The 20,854-nt window shown below is 45.2% G+C and carries 20 protein-coding genes and 1 pseudogene; 15 read left to right on the top strand and 6 right to left on the bottom strand.

Annotated elements, in window-relative coordinates; all coding sequences use genetic code 11:
* Positions 1 to 21: 21 nt before the first annotated feature.
* From tnpC to ACZ5QV_RS14375, 5 genes are all read right to left on the bottom strand, one after another.
* A complete protein-coding gene (gene tnpC / locus ACZ5QV_RS14395; RefSeq protein WP_464599444.1) occupies positions 22 to 1,584 on the bottom strand; it encodes an IS66 family transposase in 1,563 nt (520 codons plus the stop codon).
* A 262-nt stretch (positions 1,585 to 1,846) separates the two neighbouring features.
* Complete coding sequence (locus tag ACZ5QV_RS14390; protein WP_464600459.1) at positions 1,847 to 3,022, bottom strand: ABC transporter permease; 1,176 nt, start codon at positions 3,020 to 3,022, stop codon at positions 1,847 to 1,849.
* A 64-nt stretch (positions 3,023 to 3,086) separates the two neighbouring features.
* The gene (locus tag ACZ5QV_RS14385) at positions 3,087 to 4,046 is read right to left on the bottom strand and encodes an ABC transporter ATP-binding protein (RefSeq protein ID WP_464600458.1); all 960 of its coding nucleotides are present in this window, start codon (positions 4,044 to 4,046) and stop codon (positions 3,087 to 3,089) included.
* Positions 4,024 to 5,142, bottom strand: a complete 1,119-nt coding sequence (locus tag ACZ5QV_RS14380) for a COG1361 S-layer family protein (protein WP_464600456.1) — start codon at positions 5,140 to 5,142, stop codon at positions 4,024 to 4,026. The genes ACZ5QV_RS14385 and ACZ5QV_RS14380 overlap by 23 nt, the downstream gene beginning before the upstream one ends.
* A gap of 113 nt (positions 5,143 to 5,255) precedes the next feature.
* Positions 5,256 to 6,302 (bottom strand): COG1361 S-layer family protein, encoded by a 1,047-nt coding sequence (locus tag ACZ5QV_RS14375; protein WP_464600455.1) that lies wholly within the window; start codon positions 6,300 to 6,302, stop codon positions 5,256 to 5,258.
* Between the two features lie 269 nt (positions 6,303 to 6,571).
* Here ACZ5QV_RS14375 and ACZ5QV_RS14370 point away from each other — a divergent pair, with 269 nt between their 5' ends.
* From ACZ5QV_RS14370 to ACZ5QV_RS14335, 8 genes and pseudogenes are all read left to right on the top strand, one after another.
* Positions 6,572 to 6,700, top strand: a complete 129-nt coding sequence (locus tag ACZ5QV_RS14370) for a hypothetical protein (RefSeq protein WP_464600454.1) — start codon at positions 6,572 to 6,574, stop codon at positions 6,698 to 6,700.
* A gap of 791 nt (positions 6,701 to 7,491) precedes the next feature.
* A pseudogene (locus ACZ5QV_RS14365) lies at positions 7,492 to 7,644 on the top strand (IS5/IS1182 family transposase); the annotation flags it as partial.
* A gap of 120 nt (positions 7,645 to 7,764) precedes the next feature.
* Positions 7,765 to 8,058: a hypothetical protein gene (locus ACZ5QV_RS14360; protein ID WP_464600453.1), complete on the top strand. Its 294-nt coding sequence runs from the start codon at positions 7,765 to 7,767 to the stop codon at positions 8,056 to 8,058.
* A gap of 460 nt (positions 8,059 to 8,518) precedes the next feature.
* Entirely contained in the window at positions 8,519 to 8,749 is a 231-nt protein-coding gene (locus tag ACZ5QV_RS14355) for a hypothetical protein (RefSeq protein ID WP_464600452.1), read from the top strand.
* Complete coding sequence (locus tag ACZ5QV_RS14350) at positions 8,739 to 9,011, top strand: type II toxin-antitoxin system RelE family toxin (RefSeq protein WP_464600451.1); 273 nt, start codon at positions 8,739 to 8,741, stop codon at positions 9,009 to 9,011. Before ACZ5QV_RS14355 ends, ACZ5QV_RS14350 begins: the two co-directional genes overlap by 11 nt.
* Positions 9,012 to 9,817: 806 nt before the next feature.
* Complete coding sequence (locus ACZ5QV_RS14345) at positions 9,818 to 10,051, top strand: DUF2795 domain-containing protein (RefSeq protein ID WP_464600450.1); 234 nt, start codon at positions 9,818 to 9,820, stop codon at positions 10,049 to 10,051.
* Positions 10,052 to 10,341: 290 nt separating this feature from the next.
* On the top strand, positions 10,342 to 11,673 hold the full coding sequence (locus tag ACZ5QV_RS14340) for an ATP-binding protein (protein WP_464600449.1): 1,332 nt from the start codon (positions 10,342 to 10,344) through the stop codon (positions 11,671 to 11,673).
* A gap of 565 nt (positions 11,674 to 12,238) precedes the next feature.
* Positions 12,239 to 12,637: a PaaI family thioesterase gene (locus ACZ5QV_RS14335; RefSeq protein WP_464600448.1), complete on the top strand. Its 399-nt coding sequence runs from the start codon at positions 12,239 to 12,241 to the stop codon at positions 12,635 to 12,637.
* A 453-nt stretch (positions 12,638 to 13,090) separates the two neighbouring features.
* Here ACZ5QV_RS14335 and ACZ5QV_RS14330 read toward each other — a convergent pair whose 3' ends face one another.
* Positions 13,091 to 13,297 carry a hypothetical protein gene (locus tag ACZ5QV_RS14330; protein WP_464600447.1) on the bottom strand — a complete coding sequence of 69 codons (207 nt, stop codon included), beginning with the start codon at positions 13,295 to 13,297 and terminating at the stop codon, positions 13,091 to 13,093.
* A 556-nt stretch (positions 13,298 to 13,853) separates the two neighbouring features.
* Here ACZ5QV_RS14330 and ACZ5QV_RS14325 point away from each other — a divergent pair.
* The 7 genes from ACZ5QV_RS14325 (at position 13,854) to ACZ5QV_RS14295 (ending at position 20,851) form a co-directional block, all read left to right on the top strand.
* The gene (locus ACZ5QV_RS14325; protein ID WP_464600446.1) at positions 13,854 to 14,039 is read left to right on the top strand and encodes a hypothetical protein; all 186 of its coding nucleotides are present in this window, start codon (positions 13,854 to 13,856) and stop codon (positions 14,037 to 14,039) included.
* Between the two features lie 425 nt (positions 14,040 to 14,464).
* Positions 14,465 to 16,012, top strand: a complete 1,548-nt coding sequence (locus tag ACZ5QV_RS14320; protein ID WP_464600445.1) for an ABC transporter substrate-binding protein — start codon at positions 14,465 to 14,467, stop codon at positions 16,010 to 16,012.
* Between the two features lie 69 nt (positions 16,013 to 16,081).
* On the top strand, positions 16,082 to 17,023 hold the full coding sequence (gene nikB / locus ACZ5QV_RS14315) for a nickel ABC transporter permease (protein WP_464600444.1): 942 nt from the start codon (positions 16,082 to 16,084) through the stop codon (positions 17,021 to 17,023).
* Positions 17,007 to 17,948 (top strand): nickel ABC transporter permease subunit NikC, encoded by a 942-nt coding sequence (gene nikC, locus ACZ5QV_RS14310; RefSeq protein WP_464600443.1) that lies wholly within the window; start codon positions 17,007 to 17,009, stop codon positions 17,946 to 17,948. Before nikB ends, nikC begins: the two co-directional genes overlap by 17 nt.
* Entirely contained in the window at positions 17,945 to 18,934 is a 990-nt protein-coding gene (locus tag ACZ5QV_RS14305) for an ABC transporter ATP-binding protein (RefSeq protein WP_464600442.1), read from the top strand. The genes nikC and ACZ5QV_RS14305 overlap by 4 nt, the downstream gene beginning before the upstream one ends.
* Positions 18,921 to 19,619: an ATP-binding cassette domain-containing protein gene (locus ACZ5QV_RS14300; RefSeq protein WP_464600441.1), complete on the top strand. Its 699-nt coding sequence runs from the start codon at positions 18,921 to 18,923 to the stop codon at positions 19,617 to 19,619. The genes ACZ5QV_RS14305 and ACZ5QV_RS14300 overlap by 14 nt, the downstream gene beginning before the upstream one ends.
* Positions 19,620 to 19,732: 113 nt before the next feature.
* Positions 19,733 to 20,851, top strand: a complete 1,119-nt coding sequence (locus tag ACZ5QV_RS14295; RefSeq protein WP_464600440.1) for a methyltransferase — start codon at positions 19,733 to 19,735, stop codon at positions 20,849 to 20,851.
* The last annotated feature ends 3 nt before the right edge of the window (positions 20,852 to 20,854 follow it).

Genomic DNA, 20,854 nt, shown 5'->3' with positions numbered 1-20,854 from the left:
TTCTAAAGAAAACGTATCTATTCAGGGTAAGGGTGGCACATTTTCAATCGCCGCATGAAGTGAACTTATAGTAGGTATATTATTCTTTATTAGTGTAGATATGTATCCCCTAATTCTAAAGAAAACATCTGCTCCATGGGGTTTCCTAAAATCTCCCGATATTTTTTGCTGAACTGTTATCATTCTGAGATCTCTTTCTGCTTGGTTGTTACTGAAAGGAACTCTTAGATCCGTAGCAAACCTCAAGATTTCTTTTTCATACTTTGAAAGTCTATCAAGGAGATTTTTTGCATCGCTCTGCGCTTTTCTTCCTCTTTTAACCCCATTGTCTTTCGAGATTTCAGGTGGAGGATTGTCCTCAAATCCTTTCATTAGTATTGACTGATACTTTTCTTTAAAGGTCTTGAGCGTATCTTCATCTATTTGTATGCCCTGTTTTCTGGCAAAGTCTGCGCATTTTTTAATTTCATATAGGAGATCAGACATCTCCTCAGCCCACACTTGCTTGAATATGTTATAAATGTCTTTAAGTTCTCTTTGAATGTGGACATTACATGCCGCATGTTCACATTTGTATTTAAAATAGGGTTTCCAGAAATCGTGGACTATAATTCCTCTATATTTAGGCAACACTCCCATTTTATTCATTGCTTTTGATCCTCGACTCCTATTATGGAAATAGTATGTATATTTTTTTGTAGAGATTAAATGGCAGTATTCCCCTTGACCACCAACGTCGATTCCAGTTTCATCACCATGGATGACATTTTCTTTTATCAGTTGCTTCTTGATGTGGTTTGTAGCACCTTTCAACTTGTGAAATAACTTATTTTCTGCCCTAATTATTGTACCAACGCTTATATCAAATCCAAAGGCATCTTTAAATAATTTCTTGATTCGGTCATAGGGAATCAATTGGTAGTTTCGGAGGTAAATTGCAATTGTTAAAACCATATTGCCATATTGGACAGGTTTTGTAATTGATTTCGGAAAAGCAGCTTTGTTTTTGCGGTTACAATAAGGACATTTTTTGATCTCAGCACGATGTTCGGTCACTTTACGCCTTACAATTATTTCAAATTCTTGTCTCTTCTCGTAATTTATAACTTCAATCTTCTCAATGTTACAACCACAATGTTCACATTTATGTAGCTTATAAATGATTGTTTTATCAGGATTTTTAATCATCCTTAATGTAGAACCAGGATGCCCTTTTTGGCCGCCAGGACGTCTAAAACTTCCTTTTTGTGAACCTTTTGATTGAGGTATTTTATCAGTAGAATTGTTAGTAGAGGGAAGTCGATTTCTTTTTTGGTTTTGGTTATTCTTTTTTAGGCGAGATTCTAACTCATTAAGTCTTTCTCGAAGTTCGGTGTTTTCGGATTCAAGATTTTCATATCGAGATTCAAGCTCTTCGTGTCGAGATCCAAGATCTTCATACCGAGATTCAAGCTCTTCGTGTCGAGATCCAAGATCTTCATACCGAGATCCAAGATCTTCATACCGAGACTCAAGATCCTCAATATATGAAACAATGGATTCAGGGTCTGAACGGCATTGAGTAAGAATCTCTTCACATTTCATAAACCTCATTCCAAAATCCGATGATTTTTATATTAATCTATATGAAAAAAGTAATTGTTGAGTTTATACGAAATATAAGTTAGAAACAGAGGTAGCTGAATAGATACACTATTTCTTTACAGAAGCTGCCGCAAAGCTAAACTCCCTGGAAAATGCAAGCACAAAATGAGATAACACGCCAGACTATTTCTTGCTGTTCGGGTAGAGGAGGTGTCATTATTTGAAGGGCACGAACACCCCCAGTATTTACTCTGCACCTCTCTCACTCAAACCTGAACCTGGAAATCGCAGTTCCGAAAAAGAGAAAAGCCATAAACAGCAGCACCGCAACTTCCTTTAATATACCGGCAAGGCCCAGGTCAAAATAGAGGAGGTCATAAAAGCCATCCATTGCCCAGGCCGTTATTGTAAAATGGGCCAGATCCTGCATGAACTGGGGCTCGAGGAAGAGGGGCCACCAGGAACCTCCGATTGCTGAACTTGTCAGGACTATCAGCTCTGAAACAGAATTTGCCTGGTCTTCGGTTTTTACCAGTACCGCTACAAGCAAGCCCAGGCCTGTGCTTGCCAGGGTAATTGCAACCATAAGTATAATGAGAGCCAGGATGTCGCTTCCCAGGTCCAGTCCAAAGGCCAGTTTGCCGAAGCCCATGAGGACGACAAGCTGCACAAATCCTTTTAAAAAGTTGCTTACGATTTTTCCCCCAATGATATCAGCTTTGCTGATCGGAGCAGTTATAAGCCTTCTAAGGGTCCCGGACTTCTGCTCTAGTAACAGGCTGATAGCCCCTGCCTGGACAGTCGTGAACAGGAGGAACATAACCGCAAAGCCCGGGACATACTGAGTGAAGGGAGTGTATTCTCCAAGAGCTTCGGCTGCTATGCTTTCCTTTACCACCCTGACGGGGGGCGGATCGGCAAAACGACCCGCCACTTCTACAATCTCAAAGATATTCTTTTCATCCCGGACAGGGACTCCGTATTCAGCTACGGTCTTGACCACAACCACATCGGTTGATAACCTGCTGGTGTAGCTTTCCACTATTTTTTCCACCACCGTGTTCTGGTCATCCCGGGTGGGATCAAGGACCATCTGGAGTTCACTGTCTTCTCCCCTCAGCACGGAATCAGTAAAACCCCGGGGAATAATAACCAGGGTTATTTCCTCGCTTCTGACCTTATCCCTGGCAGCAAACTCATTGGATTCCATGTCCACATTCAGGACGTCCACATCTTCCAGAAACTCCACAAATCCCTTCGAGGCATCTCCGTTATCCAGGTCTACAACCAGCACATCGATGTTGATATCATCTCCAAAATCCAGGGCCAGCCCTGCAACTGTAATTATGATCATGGGCAAAAGGAGCATTATGAAAAGGGAATTTCGATCCCGCAAAATGATCTTCAGGTCCTTTTCGGCAATGATATGGAACTTCACATTTATCCCCCTTCCCCCATTTTGTACTTATTTCATGCTTCCCCTTTTCTGATTTTGTCTCCCGTTACCGTCTCAGCCGGGTCCCTGTCAGGTGGAGAAACAGGGTCTCCAGGTCCGGTTCTTTTATCTGGATGGAATCAACCTTTGTGCCGGAGGAGGTCAGGGAATTGACGATTTCTGCCAGCATTTCCCTGCCCCGCAGCAGCTGGATCGTCATAAGACCTCCGTCCACGGAGAGTTTCTGGACCCCGGCAATATTTTTAAGAGAATCCGCGGCTTTTTGTGTGATTTCCCCGGCTTCCACCCGGACCACATCACTTTCCCCGACCAGGTCCATCAGCCCTTCTAACGTGTCCAGAGCGATTAATTCCCCGTTGTCCACTATGGCAATCCTGTGACAGAGTTTCTCGGCGTCCTCCATCTGGTGCGTAGTCAGGAGCACGGTCATTCCCTGTCTGTTCAGGGCCTGGATCGTGTCATAGATCCTTTTTCGGCTCTGTGGATCAACCCCGGCAGTCGGTTCGTCAAGGAAGAGGATCTCTGGATTGTGTAGCAGGGCAACTGCAATGTTTATCCTCCGCTTCATACCTCCTGAATAGTTTTCCAGAAGATCGTCCGCCCGCTCAGCAAGCCCTACCATTTCCAGCAGGTTTTTAATTCGTTTCTTCATCATCGGGCCCGGAAGCCCGTAGATCTTCGCATAGAACTCCAGGTTTTCCCTAGCTGTCAGGGTATGGTAAAGGCTGATCTCCTGGGGCACGACTCCGATGATCTTTTTAACCTCAAGGCTGTCCTTCTCAAGGTCAAACCCGCCTATTGTTACCCTGCCGGAAGTGGGCTGCAAGAGGCAACACAGCATGGAGATGAGAGTGGACTTTCCAGCCCCGTTGGGCCCGAGCAGCCCAAAGATCTCACCCCTCCTGATCTCAAAGGAAATATCATTGACTGCAGCAACCACACCGAACTTCTTTACAAGATGCTCCACCCTGATTATGGCTTCTTTATTCACTCCAGTCCTCTCCATCCCTTTCTTCTCCGGTTCTTTCTTCTCCGGTTCTTTCTTCTCCGGCTCTTTCTTCTCCGGTTTTTTCTTCTCCGGTTCTTTCTTCTCCGGCTTTTCGCTTTTTCAGGTAATAATAAGCAAGTCCTGCGAGCAGCAGCAAAACCCCGGAAATCAGCAGGGGGTTTTTTAGAATATCTTCCCTGGCTTTTTCTTTATTTACCTCCGCAGGCACGTAGATGATATCCGAAACCCGGGTCTCGCCTTCGGAGTCTTCATATTCGACCTCGGCCTTGATCGGATAAGCCTTGGCTGCGGCATCGGAGTCCACCTCGATATTAAAAACGGCCCGGACTTCCTCTCCGGGCTCCAGGTCTTCCAGAAAAGCCGTATAATCCGTGCTGCTCAGGGGGTCCGAGAGCCTCAGGCGTGCCATGGCTTTTGATGCATTTTCTTCCCCTGTGTTTTTAAAAGTCATGCTGATAGGTCCGGTACTTCCCGGATAGAGGGAACTTTCCACGTCCGTGACTTCAAAATTGGCTTCTTCTTTGATAAGAATGAAGATTTCATGTGTTTCGTTGACGTCTTCGTAGAGGAAACTTAAGTCAATCCGGTTCTCACTTACATTGCCTTCAAGGTAGACGTCTTTCTGGAACTGGTAGGAAAGTTCCACTTCGAGAGGATAGCTGCCTGCGCCCGCATTTTTCCAGACCTCGATTTCAAACTGGAGGGGATCTGAGACCTGACCTGATGTGAGGCTTCCCGCACTCTGGGCCGGAGTCTTTATGTTCAGAGGGGCATTTTCCGCAGAAAGGGCCGCCGTGACCCCCAGAGCTGTGGTGATGCCGTATTCCATTTCACGTTCAAGCTTTGAGAGCTCGATTTCATTGGCGTTTTTGGGGTCATGCTCGGACTCGAACCCCAGGACCTTTCCCTGGTTCATGACCTGAAGCAGGACTGTGGACGAGTCGTCTCTCTTATACTCGGCGCTTCCTGTGAGACTCACAACCATTTCGGGACTGCCGTAGATGGTAAAATAATCCTCATTGAAGGTCCATTTATTGGGAGGGATATTTACCCCCTGGGCCTGCACCCCGGGAACCGTTAAAAATAGGGACATGGAAAGCAGCAGCTGTATCAGTAGAATCAACAGGATTGACAGTGTCGGCAGTATTGGCAGTACTGAAAGTATCGATTTTATCGGAAGTACCGACTTTATTGAAAGAATTATCTTCATTTCTTCCCCTGCTGTTTCCTGTAAACATAATAACCGGCCGCAGCCAGTATTCCGGCAATTAAGGCATAGTACCCGACTGCTCCAGGTCTTCCCTCTTCCGTCTCATACAGAAATTCGTCCATCCTGAAAGGGGCTTTCAGGGGCTCGGAGACTTTTTGCTCTCCCCGGCTGTCCTGATATTCCACTTCAGTCTCGATCCCGTAGACCTTCGGGAGAGCGGTTTCGTCTACCTCGATTATGTATTTCGCTTCGTAAGAAGCCCCGGGATTGAGAGTGCCCAGGAAAGCCTCGGCATCTTTGAAGGTGAAAGGATCTTCTTCTATGATCCTAGCTACCGCATGTTCGGCAAGTTCATTTCCGGTGTTTCTGTACGTTATGTAAAACATGCACTTCCCCCCGGCTGCCGGATGGGCCCTGGTACTTAGAACCTCGAAGTCTACTTCCGGTTTTATTGTGATATAAACAGGAAGTTCCTGCATCTTTTCAGCATACCAGTAGTTATACTCCGGCTCAGGGTGTCCTGTTACCTGCACTTCCTTCTGGTACTGGTAGCTGAGGTTCAGGGTGAGTTCATAGCGGCCCGCCGGAGCATTTTTGTAGACCTCGATCTCAAACTCCACCGGTTGTGAAGTCTCTCCTTCCCGGAGATATCCTCCCTCACGGACCCCGCTCAAGACCCTTACATGGGGGGATCCTCCCTGCCTGTTTTCCAGGGTTCCGAGGATGCCCACTGCCGTTGTCACGTCAGCTTCCAGCTCCAGCTCCTTTCCTGCGTCCGCAAATTCCCCGGCATCCTGGGGGACTTCATCCGTTTCAAACCCTTCCTGGGTCCCTTTATTTGTCAGCTGTATAAAGAGGATGGATGTGTCCCCGCTTTCAAATTCGGACTTTCCCAGGATAGAGGCAGAAAGCTTGGGACTGCCTCCTACGTCATAATAATCATTTATAAGTTTGCCTATGTTGGGTGGAATACTTTCTCCACAGCAAGCAGGAATTGCAAGCAGGAGTGAAAGTGCAACATACAGGAATATTGTTTTCCGCATCCTCATCCAGGTTAACCCTCAGACATATGTGTGATATGCAAATGTTATATGTAATATGTTATGCGTAACGCATGATATATGGCAATTAGGGTGCCCTTTCATCCCACCTGTTTGTTAAATTAACCTTCTTACTTTTTTCATTAATTCAGGCTTTTCAAGAAAACCCCGGCCGCCTGCATCGGCCGTTGAGAGTGCCGGAATCTGAAAAATAATACAAAAACGGCTGGGCGGTAGAGTCGAAAGCACTTTTTCACAGGCCTGGCCTCCGCATGGAACTTGCCGGACTTTTGGTGGAACTGGCCCCCCTTTATGAAAAAGTCGAGACAAAAAAGGAGAACAGGCCCGCAATAAAAAAAGTTCGAGTTCCTGAAAGGCCTTCGGCTCGCCTCTTTTCCTAAAACTCCAGAACAAAAAAAGCCACGGAAAAGTGCAAGAAGCTGGCAGGAACTGATAAAAAATAAAAAATAAGTTTTAAAACTACGATTAAAGTCTGCTTGAGTGAGCGTAGCGAGCGAAACGGACACCGTGCTGTTGCGATTGCATCGCAACTCCCAGGAAATCTTCGATTTCCTGTGATCCCGAAGCGGAACTCGGGCGAGACAAAAAAGGAAAACAGGCCCGCCTCTTTTCAGAAACTCCAGAACAAAAAAAGCCACGGAAAAGTGCAAGAAGCTGGCCGAAACCGAAAAAAAATAAAAAATGAGTTTTAAAATTACGATTTCAGTCTGCTTGAGTGAGCGTAGCGAGTGAAACGGACACCGTGCTGTTGCGATTTCATCGCAACTCCCAGGAAATCTATGATTTCCTGTGATCCCGAAGCGGAACTCGGGAAGTGCAACTCGGGGCAAGAAGCTGGACGGAACCACAAAAAACAAGTTTTAAAATTACGATTTCAGTCTGCTTGATTGGGTCAAGTTAACGTGTGATTGGGTCTTGGAAATCATAAGGCTTAAAGATGACGTCAAAGGTTTTCAAGTACCTCGTAGACGGGTGGTCATGCGTCTTCGGTTAAGTGAGAAATCGTGATAAATTGCCTCCATCGTTGCAACAAGGTAATATAATATACGTTGATGCGATGGTGGAACAAGGTATCGATTTTAGGTTTGGAGTCCAAATTAGAAATTAATTTCGGTTCTAAAATCGATAGCATATAGGCAAGAAAATTCCTTAACCGATGACCAATGGACGGGTGGTAGAACGTACATTTGAATGGTTGGGTCGCTATCGGCGTTTGAGTAAAGATTATGAAGGATCAACAGAGTCCAGTCAAACCTTTATCTATGCTGCTATGATCCATCTAATGAGCAAACGACTGGCTAAGATCAAACCTTTAAACAACTGAAAAATGAATATTTAGATTGCCTCTGAGAAATCGCAAAAAAACCTGACAACAAAAACATATGGAATAATTTATTATACTTTCATGATATTTTATATAGTACTGTACAAGGAGATTGATACTGTGGCAACCAGATGTATTACTAAAATTGGTGTATTATCACTTGGAAAGATCTTTGGATTGATTTACGCAATAATGGGCCTTATATTCGGAGCTATAATGACCCTCATGTCCATGGGAATGGGATCCATAATGGGAGACGAGGGAGCGTTAGCAGGTCTGCTGTTTGGGACAGGAGCTATCATAGCATTACCAATATTCTATGGAATTTTAGGTTTCATTGGAGGTATAATTACAGCCTTTATATATAACGTAGCAGCCGGATTCATTGGTGGTCTGAAAATAGAAGTTGAATAAACCAATAGAGTTTCAAGCTCTGTTTTGTAGTCACAACAGTCAACTACCCCTCCCTAAAACCTTCGCCCTCAGGCTAAGATTTTAGAGTAAGGGGCTTGTTTAGGCAAGTCCCTGGTTGACCAGATCACCGATTAGGAGCTTTGCAAGATTGGTTAAGCGATAGGAAAGAATTTAGTTACCCTGAAATGCCGCCTCGGTTTCAGGCTCTAAGGATGCCGGTTAAACAGTCCTGAGAGGGAGGGACAGTGCTTGCATCATCAAACCTTTCTATATCTTATCGAGAGGAAGACGAATTCCAGGATTGGCTCCACAATTCCGGATACGCATAACCCTATTCAATTAGGAGTAATTACAAATGTTTGTCTTGTGCTGAACAAGAACGGACACCGTGCTGTTGCGATTTCATCGCAACTCCCAAAAAATCTTTGATTTCCTGTGATCCCGAAGCGGAACTTGGGCTATGAAAGCTATAAATATTATAGCCAATATAGCAAAAAACATGACAACCACAACCATACAGGTAAAATCAACGACAAGAGACGAATTACGCTCCATTGGCTCAATGGGGGATGATTATAACTCCGTCATAGAGAAACTGATCCGGGAACACAACAGAAATAAACTGGTTGAATACAGCAGGAAAATAGTAGAAGAACATGAAGAAGAGTTTGTGAGCATAGATGAGCTTTAATGTCCTGGTGCTTCCGCGCCTCTTTGATGAGATTCCCACCGACCTAAAGGAGAACATTAAATCGGCAATCAAAGGTCTTAATAACCCATACCCAGGCTCAGGGGGCAATAAAAAGGAAATCAAAGGGGCCGGAGACTCTGCATATCGCTTGAGAGTAGGAAGTTATCGGATTTTTTACAGAATTAACAAAAACAAAAAGAAAGTTTACGTTTTTGATATTCTCACGGCCGAACAGGCCCATAAAAAATACGGCCGTATATAACTAACACCCACTGCTTTTTTTCAGATTATTGTAAGCTGAACTTTGAAAAGGCCGGCCTTTTCCGTCGGCTGTTGAGAGTGCCGGAATTTGATAACTGATACAAAAATTGCTGGGTGGTAAGACAGAATGCACTTTTTCACAGGCCTGGCCTCCGCACGGGACTTGCCGGACTTTAGGTGGAACTGGCCCCCCTTTATAAAAATATACAAAACTTTGCCGGTCCATATTTCTAAAAATTATCAAACTTGAACCGGGGTCCTCAACGGCCGTAGGCTAGACTTTTCTTGACTGATATTAAAAAATTGAAACTTAAAGAAGGCCTTTTCATTAAGGAAAATCGAGATTTATGAATTTCACCCGGAGTTTTTGGAGAATTGTGGGATTCAACCAAAATTATTGATTTTTTTGAGCTTGTGTCCACTAAATATTAAATTAATGTGTTGAGTTGTTGCAAAAATCACCTTATTTTTGAAAGGGGGTCGAAATGTATTTATTAATACTAATTTTATGAAAGATAATAATTTTTAATAATTTTTTTAAAAAAAGTGTTAACATTTAAATAGTAAATCGTCATTGATATTCATACTAGCAAAAAAGTTCAGAGCCCTTCAAAAAATTTTAAAAAATATCGATATTCCTTCAAATAAGGAAATTTTGTTAAGTGCGAAGAATAAGAATGCTAGAGACGACATTTTAAGGAATATAAATCATCTCTGGAAAAAGAGTATACAAACACTGTGGATGTCGTCAGGGAATTTAAGTAAGGGAATTTAAAGAAGACTAAACAAAAGTAAAGGGGAAATATCATGGAAACTAAAAGTAAAGGAGGATTTATTGCAGAACTTCCTATGGAAACTCAGAAGATCCTAAAAAATATGGATTTTCCTGCAAAAAGGGACAGCATTATTGAGCAAGAAAAGAAGAGTGGAGCAATCCAGGACATAATGAGGGAACTTGGCATGCTTCCAGACAAGAAATACAATAGCGCTGAGGATGTCGCCGAAGAATTACATAGAATATACATTGGTGTCCCCAACTAAAAAGTGTAATTCATTTTTTGATCCAGAGGGTGAGTCATTGATCAAATCTGAAAAAAAGCACATCCAGCATGTTTGAAAAAACGTGAAGAATTTCATAAGCTTATGGTTTTCAGTAACTCACCCTACTACCTTTTTTTTTCATTTATTGTTTTTGTTCAGGGCTCACCACTTGCATTCAATAAAGCATTAAAAATAATCCCTGAAGACTGTTATCTATACACGACAAAATAAGGGAATTTTATCGACTATACTCGATAGCTATATAAAGAAAAAACCCGTGATTATTCTTTGTGGATACAAGGGAGAAACTGAAAAGTGTTATTATCGAGTGGCAGGGAAGAGTATTACCACCATTGCAGAAGCGCAGGTATGAGTTGAACATCGATGCTCCGCATGTAAATGACATCGTGGGTGTCAGGAGATGCGGTAAAACATATTATATGTATCAACTGATATCGGAACTGCTTGAGCGGGGTATACCGAAGAGCAATATATTGTACCTGAATCTTGATGATGACCGTTTGCAACCGCTAAACGGGGATGAACTGCAGTTGTTGATAGAAACTTTCAGGGAAATGCAGGAGATCTCCGAAGAAGACCGTTTGTATCTTTTCCTTGATGAAATCCAGAACTTCCCTTCATGGGAACGGTGGGTAAAGGGCAGATACGACAGAATACAGAATGTGAAGATGGTAATAAGCGGCTCGAACGCATCCCTGCTTTCACAGGAGATATCCACCTTATTGACGGGCAGGCATCTGAGCACCAGGATGTTCCCTTTCAGTTTTGCGGAATTTCTGAATTATCATTCAGTCACCTTTGATATGAAAACACTCCCTTACCTGGAAGACAGGTCAGTTGTCAAACGCAGGTTCAACGAATACCTGGAAAAAGGAGGATTCCCCGAGACCATAGTCAATCCGTCGGTGCAGCATCGGGAAACCCTGCAGTCATACTTTGACGACATCATCTACCGGGATATCATTTCAAGGCATAGAATAAGGAATCCCCTGATATTCAAGGACCTTGCCCTGTTCTGCATATCGAACATCGCAAAACCGCATACATACAACTCTCTCAAAAGGCTGTTTGCCAATTACACATCCCTCAGCACGGATGCGATAATCAATTATATTGCATATCTTGAGGATGCATTCCTGCTCTTCAGCATCAGCCATTACAATGAATCGCTGAAGCAGCAGATGAACAAACCCAGGAAATTATATTGTATCGACACAGGCATGATCAATGCCGTTTCCTTCAAACTGTCCTCCGATACCGGAAGATTATACGAGAACCTCGTCTTCATCCAGCTCTTACGCTCCGGAAACGAAATATACTACTGGCAGGACCAGAAGGCCCTCGAGGTTGATTTTGTAATAAAGGAAGGGCTTAAACCCACCCACCTGATACAGGTCTGCTCGAATTTGTCTGATCCGGAAACAAAAGAACACGAGGTAAACGGCTTAATGGCCGGAATGAAGAACTTCAAAATGAAAGAGGGAACAATCATCACATCGGATCTTTTTGATGAGGAGTTTGTTGATGGGAAGAGGATAAGGTATGTGCCGTTGTGGTACTGGCTGCTTGAGGAGAAGGGTGGGGAGAAAAGTGGTCGTTAAAGAGAATGGGCTGGTGACGGTTGTATAACTGGCAGATGGAAAAATCGGTACTTTTTTTAGATTGCTTTTTTGGTACTGGAGTTCTCACCGGCCGCCTCCGTCAGCCATTGAGAATTTGAAAACTGATACAGAAACGACCGAGAAAAAAGCACCTGGGCACAGGCCTGGCCCCTTTTAAGAAAATAGAAACAAAAAGGAAACGGGGCTATTTACCAGCCGCAATGCCTGTTTACATGCCCATTCGGGCTTTTCCGTGATTAAGAAAGTTTACTGAGATGAATCTGGCTCTTCTCTCCAATTCAGCCGGCCCCATTAAGGAAAATAGAGACAAAAAAGGAAAAAAATCCCACGTTTCCGGCCCTGGTCTTCGTCTGTAGATCCTATAAATTTGAGCCGGTACAACAATGAGAACATTATGATACTGACCGCAAGTTTGAATGATAAGTCAACTTTCGAACTCACATATTAATTTAATAAGTAAGTGCTTCCCGGATAGAGACACTAAAACTTTAACTGTGGACATGCTTAAGAACCATAACTTTACTAAAACCTCTGGAGTTACTGCATGGAAAAACTCAAACAATTCTTTAAAAAAGATAATTTCGCTGCACATTCGGGAATAAAACTGCTGGAAGTCTCTCCCGGATACGCAAAGGCCGAGCTGGAAATCGAAGAAAAGCACCTCAATGCTTTAGGAGCCGTACAGGGAGGAGCATTATTCACTCTCGCGGACCTCACTTTTGCCGCAGCTTCAAACGCATACGGGAATGCTGCGGTCGGGATCAATGCAAACATCTCCTATGTAAAAGCCGGAACAAAAGGAACTCTCACAGCCGAAGCAAAGGAAACTTCAATAAACCCCAAACTCGCAACATATACCGTAAATATCACAGATGACAAAGGAGACCTCGTGGCGATATTTCAGGGGATGGTTTACAGGAAAAAAGTTCCGCTTGAGCTTTGAAGAGTCAACTACCCCCACCTGCCAGCCTTCGGCTGTCGTGTTAAACCATAGGTTTAACAGGAGTTTCTAATTTTCAATTAGAAACATCGAGGAAGGGGACTCCAGCTTATATAGTTGAATTTCAAATTTAAAAAAAAAAATTGATTATTTATAGAAAGCAGCGTAAAACTCCCAAGTCTTTAGCTCAGGGGATATAAGCGTCCACTTTCCAATATAAGGTTTAATACCATAACGTTAATATATTAATAATATATTTTAATTTCAATCACTTTTGCGATCGCACAAATTGAAAATTTGTGGGATTTCCAGTGTAACTGGAAAATAACCAAGCAAAAGTACACTTTAAATTAGTTAACACCGCTGGAACGGCGGGAAGGGCCTGTGGACTCGTGGAGGTTGCTCCAGGGTATGAAGCAGGAAGCCGGTCGGTCTTTAGCCGAGCGGTAGTTCACCTCAGGTATCTTTGTTTCTTGTCCGGTCTTCTGATGGATTGTCATCCTCATTGTCAGATGGTTCACCTGGTCCGAGGTCTCCGGCACCGGGCTGTGAATCATCGCTGCTGTGGTCATTATAGTGTTCATCACCATTTGCCATAACATTACCGGAAGACATTGTGATTAAAAACAAAACTACCATCGCAATTACAATTATTTTTTTCATATCAATAACTCCATAAGTAACTATAATCCTTATTTTATAGCCATTTTGTCATATATAATTCAGAATTATAATATTTAGAATGTTTTATAATTTTGAGATATATCTGGTTATTGCTCTGCACCTCTCTCATTCAAACCTGAACCTGGAAATCACAGTTCCGAAAATAACATAATAAATATTATAATACTTTTGACGGGTTTTCTAAATATGATTTTGCAGGATTTCCAAAAAAAGACCGGCCTCCTCCATCGGCTGTTGAAAGTGCCAAAATCTGAAAACGGATACAAAAACGGCTGGAAGGTGGAGCCAGATAGCACTTTTTAACAGGCCGGGGTATTCGTGACTGATTCTAAAAAATTGGAACTCAAATGTGCATGGCCTGTTTGCAGCAAGAAGTACTTTTTAACTACGGTCATATGCTCATTATTTAGACTTTGAGACATAATCAGGTTTACTTGATTTGATTGCAATTTATTTTTTTAAAAAGCTACATATAGCATGTATTCCCTGTTAATATAGATACTATTATAATCCAACTTTACTGGAGATGCTGTGCATGAATGTCTGGGAATATGATATAAAAGCGCTTAGATTCAGTGATCTGTCGAACACAAAAGAAGATCTTAATAATCTGGGAGTTGATGGCTGGGAACTGATCAAGTTTGCGGATGAAATGGATGAAAATGGTTTAATAAGGGCTGTTTTCAAGCGACCTGTTGATTGTGTTGACACAGCATTCTAAAAATATTGTGATATAGATTATTTCTTTTAATTGAGTTCCAAACCTGTTTTAACCTTACTTTCTTTATTCCTTAAGGAATGAGTCTAATATAATTTCAAGTATTTTTGTGGCTCTTCACCATTTCTTGTGGGTAAAATCTGAAATTCTATTTTAACCATCCCTTAGCTTCTGCTTTTTAATTTTTGCCTTCCCGATTTCCAAAGAATACAGCTTAAATAAGCGATGCTAGTTTTTGTGTTAACGTTGTTTATTAATAAATATATCAAAAATGTTTTATCACATAAAGTGTTACAATAATTCACAAAATTTTTAATAAATATGGGTCACATGTATTGGAAGTATAAATATAAAAAAGACGATAAAATAATAAAGCCCTGATTTAAAAAGGGGGGATTTCTACGAATAAAAAACTCAAGTTCAATCTGATGTTTTTTCTGCTGCTGGCCGTAATCAGTACCAGTGCCTGCATAAACGGAGATGAGGACGGAATCGCCAAAGGTGCGGATATCAACGTTTTTTCCCGGGAACTGACTGTGGGAATCAGTACGGATGTCAACAACTGGTACCTTGACAAATTTCCGGATGGAGACGGGCGTTTTGTCTGGTCTCAGGTCTATGAAACCCTTGTGAGGCTTGACCCCGACCTGAACATTGTCCCCGGGCTTGCCGAGTCCTGGGAAACGCCCGATGATGGCAAGACCTGGATTTTTCACCTGAGGGAGGGGGTAAGTTTCCATGACGGGACTCCATTTGATGCGGATGCGGTTGTTTTTTCCTACACCGAACAATCCTATGTCACCCAGGCTGTCCTGAAGCCCATCGAGAGTGTCGAAGCCATTGACGCCAACACCGTTAAATTCGTGCTGGCAAAACCCATGCCTCTGCCCTTTTACCTGACCCACGTTGCCTGGCCGATAATGAGCCCGAGCTGTGTTGATTCCGATGGAAAATTTGTAAACCCTATCGGGACCGGGCCATTCAAATTTGAAAGCCGGGCTAAGGACCAGGAAATCGTACTTTCTCGCAACGAAGAGTACCGGGGAGCAAAACCGGAGCTTGAAAAGGTCATTTTCAAAGTGATTCCCGAAGCTTCCACCAGGGTAATGGCCCTTGAGACCGGGGAAGTGGACATGATCCTCAAGGTACCCGAATATGACGTTTCAAGACTTGAAAGTGAAGAAGGGATAGAGGTATACAGGAAACTCACGACCTTTACGGACTTCCTGCAGTTTAACTGCGAAAAAACTCCTTTCAACGATAAATCGGTAAGGCAGAGCATTGCATATACAATAGATACTGAAATAATTACCGATGAGGTGCTGGAAGGCATCGGAAAAGCCGCAAATGGAAGACCCTATTCTCCTGTTATGATGTACTCAAACCCTGAGCTTGAAACATATTCCCCGGATCCTGAGAAAGCAAAAACCCTGCTTTCGGAAGCCGGCTGGAAAGATTCGGACAGGGATGGAATAGTGGAAAAGGATGGAGAACCCCTGAAAGTAACCCTCCTCATCAGCAAAGGAGTCTGGGCGAGCCGACACTCCCCCATGGCCCAGGCAATTCAGGCTGAACTCGCAGAGCTGGGAATTGATGTTGAAATCCAGCTCCTGGAAGGAGGGGCCATTACCCGGCTCGAAAACTCCGGAGACTTTGACATGATACTTCGCTCCGGCTACTTCGTCTGGGGCCCCTATCCGAAACATTTCTTCGTACACCATTCCATGGCTCCCTATTCGCACTACAATAACACGACTTACGATGAGCTCGTAAACGCAGCTGACATGACCGCGGATGAGGAAAAACAGCGGGAACTTTACTATGCTCTGCAAGACTTCGTTATCGAAGAAGTCCCGGCCTTCTATCTGGTCCACGAAGAAAAAGTTGTGGCTGCAAACTCCTATGTGAAAGGGTATACAATCAGCTCCGAGGACCCCTGGCTGAACCTTGAGGACGTTTATCTGGAAAGGGAATAATTTAGGAAGTGTGTTTTTACTTTCATTGGCATCTGAAAAAATTTCTTAAAAAAACCCGGACCGAAAAAAATGTGGAACTACATAGCAAAACGCCTGCTCCTTATTTCAGTGGTGATCTTCGGGGTTACACTCGTCACTTTTTCCGCAATGTACCTTGCTCCTGGAGACCCTGCCGAGGTCATTGCTCTTGCCAGGTATGGGCAGGACCTGAACGCCGAACAGATCGAAGCCGTCAGGGTAGCGGAAGGCCTTGATGCCCCTTTCCATACCCAGTACCTGAACTGGCTCGGGCATGTGCTGCACCTGGACTTTGGAAAGTCCGTCATAAGCTCGGACGATATCCTTGAAGAAATCCTGCTCCGCCTGCCAGCAACTGCCGAACTTGCCCTGGCAAGCCTTTTACTCTCCCTCCTGATTGCCATTCCCGCAGGGGTCCTGAGCGCGCTTAAGCAAAATACCCTGCTCGACAATACCTGCGTTTTCACGTCCCTCCTCGGGGTTTCTATTCCTAACTTCTGGCTCGGGCTGCTTTTGATCTGGCTTTTTGCCCTGAAGCTTCGTATGTTCCCAAGTTTTGGCTACGGGAACCTGGAACACCTGGTCCTGCCCACTCTAACCCTGGGCACTTCCATGGCCGCGGTAACGACCAGGCTCACCCGCTCCAGTATGCTGGAGGTGCTAAAACAGGAATACATCCTTGCGGCCAGAGCCAGGGGGCTTGATGAACGGTCGATCCTTTTCAGGCACGCCCTCAAAAACGCCCTTCTCCCGGTCCTCACCTTTGCCGGGATGCAGCTCGGCTATCTTCTGGGAGGAACCGTGATCGTGGAAACCATATTCGCCTGGCCAGGGCTCGGAAAGCTGCTTGTGGACTCCATCTTTGCACGGGACTTTGCCTTGGTCCAGGGCTGTGTGCTCTTTATTGCCGTCCTGTTTTCGTTTTCCAGCCTGGCAGTAGATATCCTCTATGCAGTGCTTGACCCGAGGATAAGGTATGATAAAAGTGACTGAAAGCCAGCATGGGCGCATAAACGTGAGAAAAAAAATGGCAGAAAAAGTGGCAGAAAAAGTAGCAGGAACAGGAAATATGACTCTTAATCAGCAGGCCCTGCAAAAATTCAGGAAAAACAGGCTTGCAGTATTCGGAATCCTGTTTATCACTTTTCTGGCTTTTCTTGCCCTCTTTGCTCCCTTTATTTCCCCTCACGACCCTCTCGAACAGAAACTCGACCGGAAGCTTGAGACCCCCTCTTTCGAATATCCTTTCGGGACGGATAATCTGGGGCGCTGTATTTTCTCAAGGGTGGTCTACGGCACGCAGGTCTCCCTCGGAATTGGGATCCTGGTAGTTGCCATAAGTTCTCTTGTGGGTACGCTGCTGGGGCTCCTTTCCGGGTACAGAGGCGGCCTGTTTGACGAAATAATCATGAGAGGAGTGGACATTGTCCTTGCGTTTCCGAACATAATTCTTGCCCTGGTTATTGCGGGCCTGCTCGGCTCCGGTTTTTTCAGTGTTGTGCTTGCCCTTTCCCTGACCCAGTGGCCGGTTTACACAAGACTGGTCCGGGGACAGGTCCTGTCCCTGAAAAAACGGGCCTTCGTGGAAGCTGCAAGGGCGCTTCGGGCCCCGGACTTCTATATCATGCGCAGACACATCCTACCCAACTGTATGGAAAGCGTGATAGTGCTCGGGACCCTTGAAATCGCCCATGTAATCATCTTTGCGGCAGCCCTCAGCTTTCTGGGGCTCGGAATCCAGTCCCCCACCCCGGAATGGGGTTCCATGCTCAAGGCAGGTATACCCTATCTCCGCAGTGCTCCCAACCTGACCTTTTTCCCGGGGTTCATGATCATGTTCACGGTTCTGGCCTTCAATTTTGCCGGGGACGGACTCCGGGACTGCCTGGATACGGGGACAGAGGTGATGACAGGATGAGCCTGCTCTCTGTAAAAAACCTGACCGTTTCTTTCAGGACCCGAAGAGGTCCCGTGAAAGCCAACGAGGCCATTTTTCTGGAGCTTGAGGAAGGGGAAGTCCTTGCTCTTATCGGGGAAACCGGCTGCGGAAAAACCACGTTTGGAAAAACTCTCCTGAGGCTGCTTTCGAAAAACGTGAAAATTGAAGGCAGAATCCTCTTCCGGGGTCGGGACCTTCTGGCCCTTTCGGAAAAGGAGATGAGGCAACTGCGGGGAAAGGAAATCGGGATCATGCTCCAGAACCCTTCCCTGGCCCTGAACCCCGTACTTTCAATAGGGGAACAGCTTGCCGAAGTCTACAGCTGCCATGAAGGCTGCGGAAAAAAAGAAGCAGGAAAAAAAGCCGGGGAAATGCTTGAACTTGTAGGAATAGACCCTTCCAGAATGACCGGGTACCCTCACCAGTTCAGTGGAGGAATGCTCCAGCGAGTTATGGTGGCTCTGGGGCTTGCCCTGCGGCCCGCTCTCCTGATTGCCGATGAACCTACCAGGGGACTTGACCCGCAAACGAAGCAGCAGATTGCGGACTTGATTTTAGGCCTGGTCAAACAGGAAGCCTCATCTTTGCTTCTGATTACCCATGACCTTGAGGTCGCGGAGCAGCTTGCGGACAGGGCAGCGGTCATGTATGCCGGAGAAATCGTGGAAAGTGGAAAAGTGGAGGAAATATTTTCAAACCCCAAACACCCCTACACCCGGGCCCTCCTGGAATCCCTGCCTGTAAACGGGCTCAGGGCTTTGCCGGGTCAGGGCCCAAGTTTTGTAACTCCCCCTTCAGGGTGCAGGTTCCATCCCCGCTGTGCCTTCCGGACGGAAAGCTGTTCCAAAATCCGGCCCGGGCTCCTTGAGCTTGAGGGGGGAAGAAAGGTCAGGTGCCTGCTCTATGAAAATTTAGGGAAGCCTGAGGGAATGCCGCTGGAGGGGAAACAAAATGACATTGCTTAAAGTTGAAAATCTTAAAAAGTACTACTCTTCGGGGCTCTTCAAAAGGCAGATTAATCGAGCCGTGGACGGGGTCAGTTTTGAGCTTGAAAAAGGCAAGACTCTGGGACTTGTAGGGAAAAGCGGCTGCGGTAAATCCACTCTCGGCCGGACAGTCCTGAGACTCCTTGAGCCTACGGCGGGAAAGGTATTTTTCGAGGGCAGGGACATTTCCGGGCTGAGGGGCCGGGAGCTTAAAAAGCTCGGGACCGAAATGCAGATTATTTTCCAGCACCCAGAGGCTTCTCTGAACCCGAAGATGAGGATTTATGACTGCATTGCCGAGCCCTTAAGGATACACGAGCTATGTGGAAAAAAAGCCGAACAAAACCGGGTTCGTGAACTTATCGGGACCGTGGCTCTGGACGAGGAACTGCTTTTCCGCTACCCCCGGGAACTGAGCGGGGGCCAGCTTCAGAGGGTGGCAATAGCCAGAATCCTGGGCCTTAGCCCCAAATTTATTGTTGCGGATGAGCCCACGTCCATGCTTGACCCCCTTGTGCAGGCTCAGGTCCTGACCCTTCTGAAAAAACTGCAGCGAGACTGCGGAATAAGTTTTCTTTTCATCTCGCATGACCCGGCCGTTGTGGAGTGGATGAGCGATGAGGTTGCGGTAATGGAGAAGGGAAAACTTGTTGAATTCCGCTGAGCGTTTCTGAATTTCTGAGGGTTCCGGTCTAAAAAAGCTGGAAAAATTAAAATAGTTTTATATAAAAACAAGTCAAAAACTATAATAGAGTAAAATCTAAGGGGATCTAGCACTTGAAAAAGACTGTTGATATAATGGAAAGGCCCGAGGTCGATGCGGACCAGTTTTTTAAACTCATGGATAACTCTGTCCGGGGTCTGAGAGAGTACCGGCTTATTAGCACGGCCCTCGAACTCGGGGTTTTTGAAGCTCTTGAAACCCCGGAGCGGGCAGAACCCCTTGCGGAAATGCTCGACTGTGACCCTTCCCTTATGCCCTATTTCTGTGAAGCTCTTTGCGGACTCGGGCTCCTTTGCAGACTTGAGGAGGTAAGCGGATATGAGGAGTCTGAAGAGTCTAAAAAGAAGAGCAGGTCTGAAAAGGAAGAGTATAATAAAGGAGAAGGACCGGTTTACGCAAACACCGGCCTTGCCAGCACCTACCTTCTGAAGAATTCTCTCTTTACCCAGGAGCACTACCTTTCTGAAAAGGAAAGGGACTGCAAAATCTGGGCCCGCCTGCCCGAGATCATGAAAGAGGGACCTGTTGTTTTCCCAAAAGCAGGTTTCTTCAAGCAGGTCGTCCACTCCATGGCCGAAAGTTCCCATTGCGGATCGCTTCAGGAGACTGTCAGAGTTGTTACCGAAAACGTGGACTTTTCAGAGGCTCGAAAACTCCTGGACCTCGGAGGAGGGCACGGGCTTTACGCTATCGCCTTTGCCGAACTTTACAAGAAACTGGAAGCTTTCGTCTTTGACCTAGCCCCGGTAACGGAGCAGACAAAAGTTTATATCGAAAAATATTCCGCAGACCGGGTCCGGCTAATTCCTGGCGATTTTTTTAAGGACGAGCTGGGGACAGGTTACGACATTATCTTTTCTTCCTTTAACCCCGGAGGCAAGGTTCCCGAACTGATCCCTAAAATTGCCAGGGCTCTGAAAGTAGGCGGAATTTTTGTAACAAGGCAGATCCCGGACGAAAAGGTGAAGGCAGACCCCCTCGAAAACCTGGCCTGGAACCTCTGGACCTTTGCGGACACGAAAAAGGGTGGTTCAGGTTTCACTTTCGAAAATAGTGTGCCTTTTGATGACTATGTGGAAATGCTCGGGGATTACGGGCTTGAGGTAAAAAAATCCATTGATATGAAAGACAGGGCCCGGATTGTGTTTGCGGAAAAAAAAGAGGAAAGGTAAAAC

This window comes from Methanosarcina baltica, assembly GCF_055394095.1.
The sequence above is the reverse complement of the archived record's forward strand: the minus strand, read 5'-3'. Positions and strand labels throughout refer to the sequence as shown.

Excerpts from the sequence above, each read along its gene's own strand:
- ACZ5QV_RS14335 (WP_464600448.1), top strand. The coding sequence starts at position 12,239 with ATGGAAAAACTCAAACAATTCTTTAAAAAAGATAATTTCGCTGCACAT.
- ACZ5QV_RS14355 (WP_464600452.1), top strand. The coding sequence starts at position 8,519 with ATGAAAGCTATAAATATTATAGCCAATATAGCAAAAAACATGACAACC.
- tnpC (WP_464599444.1), bottom strand. The coding sequence starts at position 1,584 with ATGAAATGTGAAGAGATTCTTACTCAATGCCGTTCAGACCCTGAATCC.
- ACZ5QV_RS14305 (WP_464600442.1), top strand. The coding sequence starts at position 17,945 with ATGAGCCTGCTCTCTGTAAAAAACCTGACCGTTTCTTTCAGGACCCGA.
- ACZ5QV_RS14375 (WP_464600455.1), bottom strand. The coding sequence starts at position 6,302 with ATGCGGAAAACAATATTCCTGTATGTTGCACTTTCACTCCTGCTTGCA.
- ACZ5QV_RS14385 (WP_464600458.1), bottom strand. The coding sequence starts at position 4,046 with ATGGAGAGGACTGGAGTGAATAAAGAAGCCATAATCAGGGTGGAGCAT.
- nikC (WP_464600443.1), top strand. The coding sequence starts at position 17,007 with ATGATAAAAGTGACTGAAAGCCAGCATGGGCGCATAAACGTGAGAAAA.
- ACZ5QV_RS14320 (WP_464600445.1), top strand. The coding sequence starts at position 14,465 with ATGTTTTTTCTGCTGCTGGCCGTAATCAGTACCAGTGCCTGCATAAAC.
- ACZ5QV_RS14380 (WP_464600456.1), bottom strand. The coding sequence starts at position 5,142 with ATGTCCCTATTTTTAACGGTTCCCGGGGTGCAGGCCCAGGGGGTAAAT.
- ACZ5QV_RS14330 (WP_464600447.1), bottom strand. The coding sequence starts at position 13,297 with ATGAAAAAAATAATTGTAATTGCGATGGTAGTTTTGTTTTTAATCACA.
- nikB (WP_464600444.1), top strand. The coding sequence starts at position 16,082 with ATGTGGAACTACATAGCAAAACGCCTGCTCCTTATTTCAGTGGTGATC.
- ACZ5QV_RS14300 (WP_464600441.1), top strand. The coding sequence starts at position 18,921 with ATGACATTGCTTAAAGTTGAAAATCTTAAAAAGTACTACTCTTCGGGG.
- ACZ5QV_RS14325 (WP_464600446.1), top strand. The coding sequence starts at position 13,854 with ATGAATGTCTGGGAATATGATATAAAAGCGCTTAGATTCAGTGATCTG.
- ACZ5QV_RS14370 (WP_464600454.1), top strand. The coding sequence starts at position 6,572 with ATGGAACTTGCCGGACTTTTGGTGGAACTGGCCCCCCTTTATGAAAAA.
- ACZ5QV_RS14345 (WP_464600450.1), top strand. The coding sequence starts at position 9,818 with ATGGAAACTAAAAGTAAAGGAGGATTTATTGCAGAACTTCCTATGGAA.
- ACZ5QV_RS14350 (WP_464600451.1), top strand. The coding sequence starts at position 8,739 with ATGAGCTTTAATGTCCTGGTGCTTCCGCGCCTCTTTGATGAGATTCCC.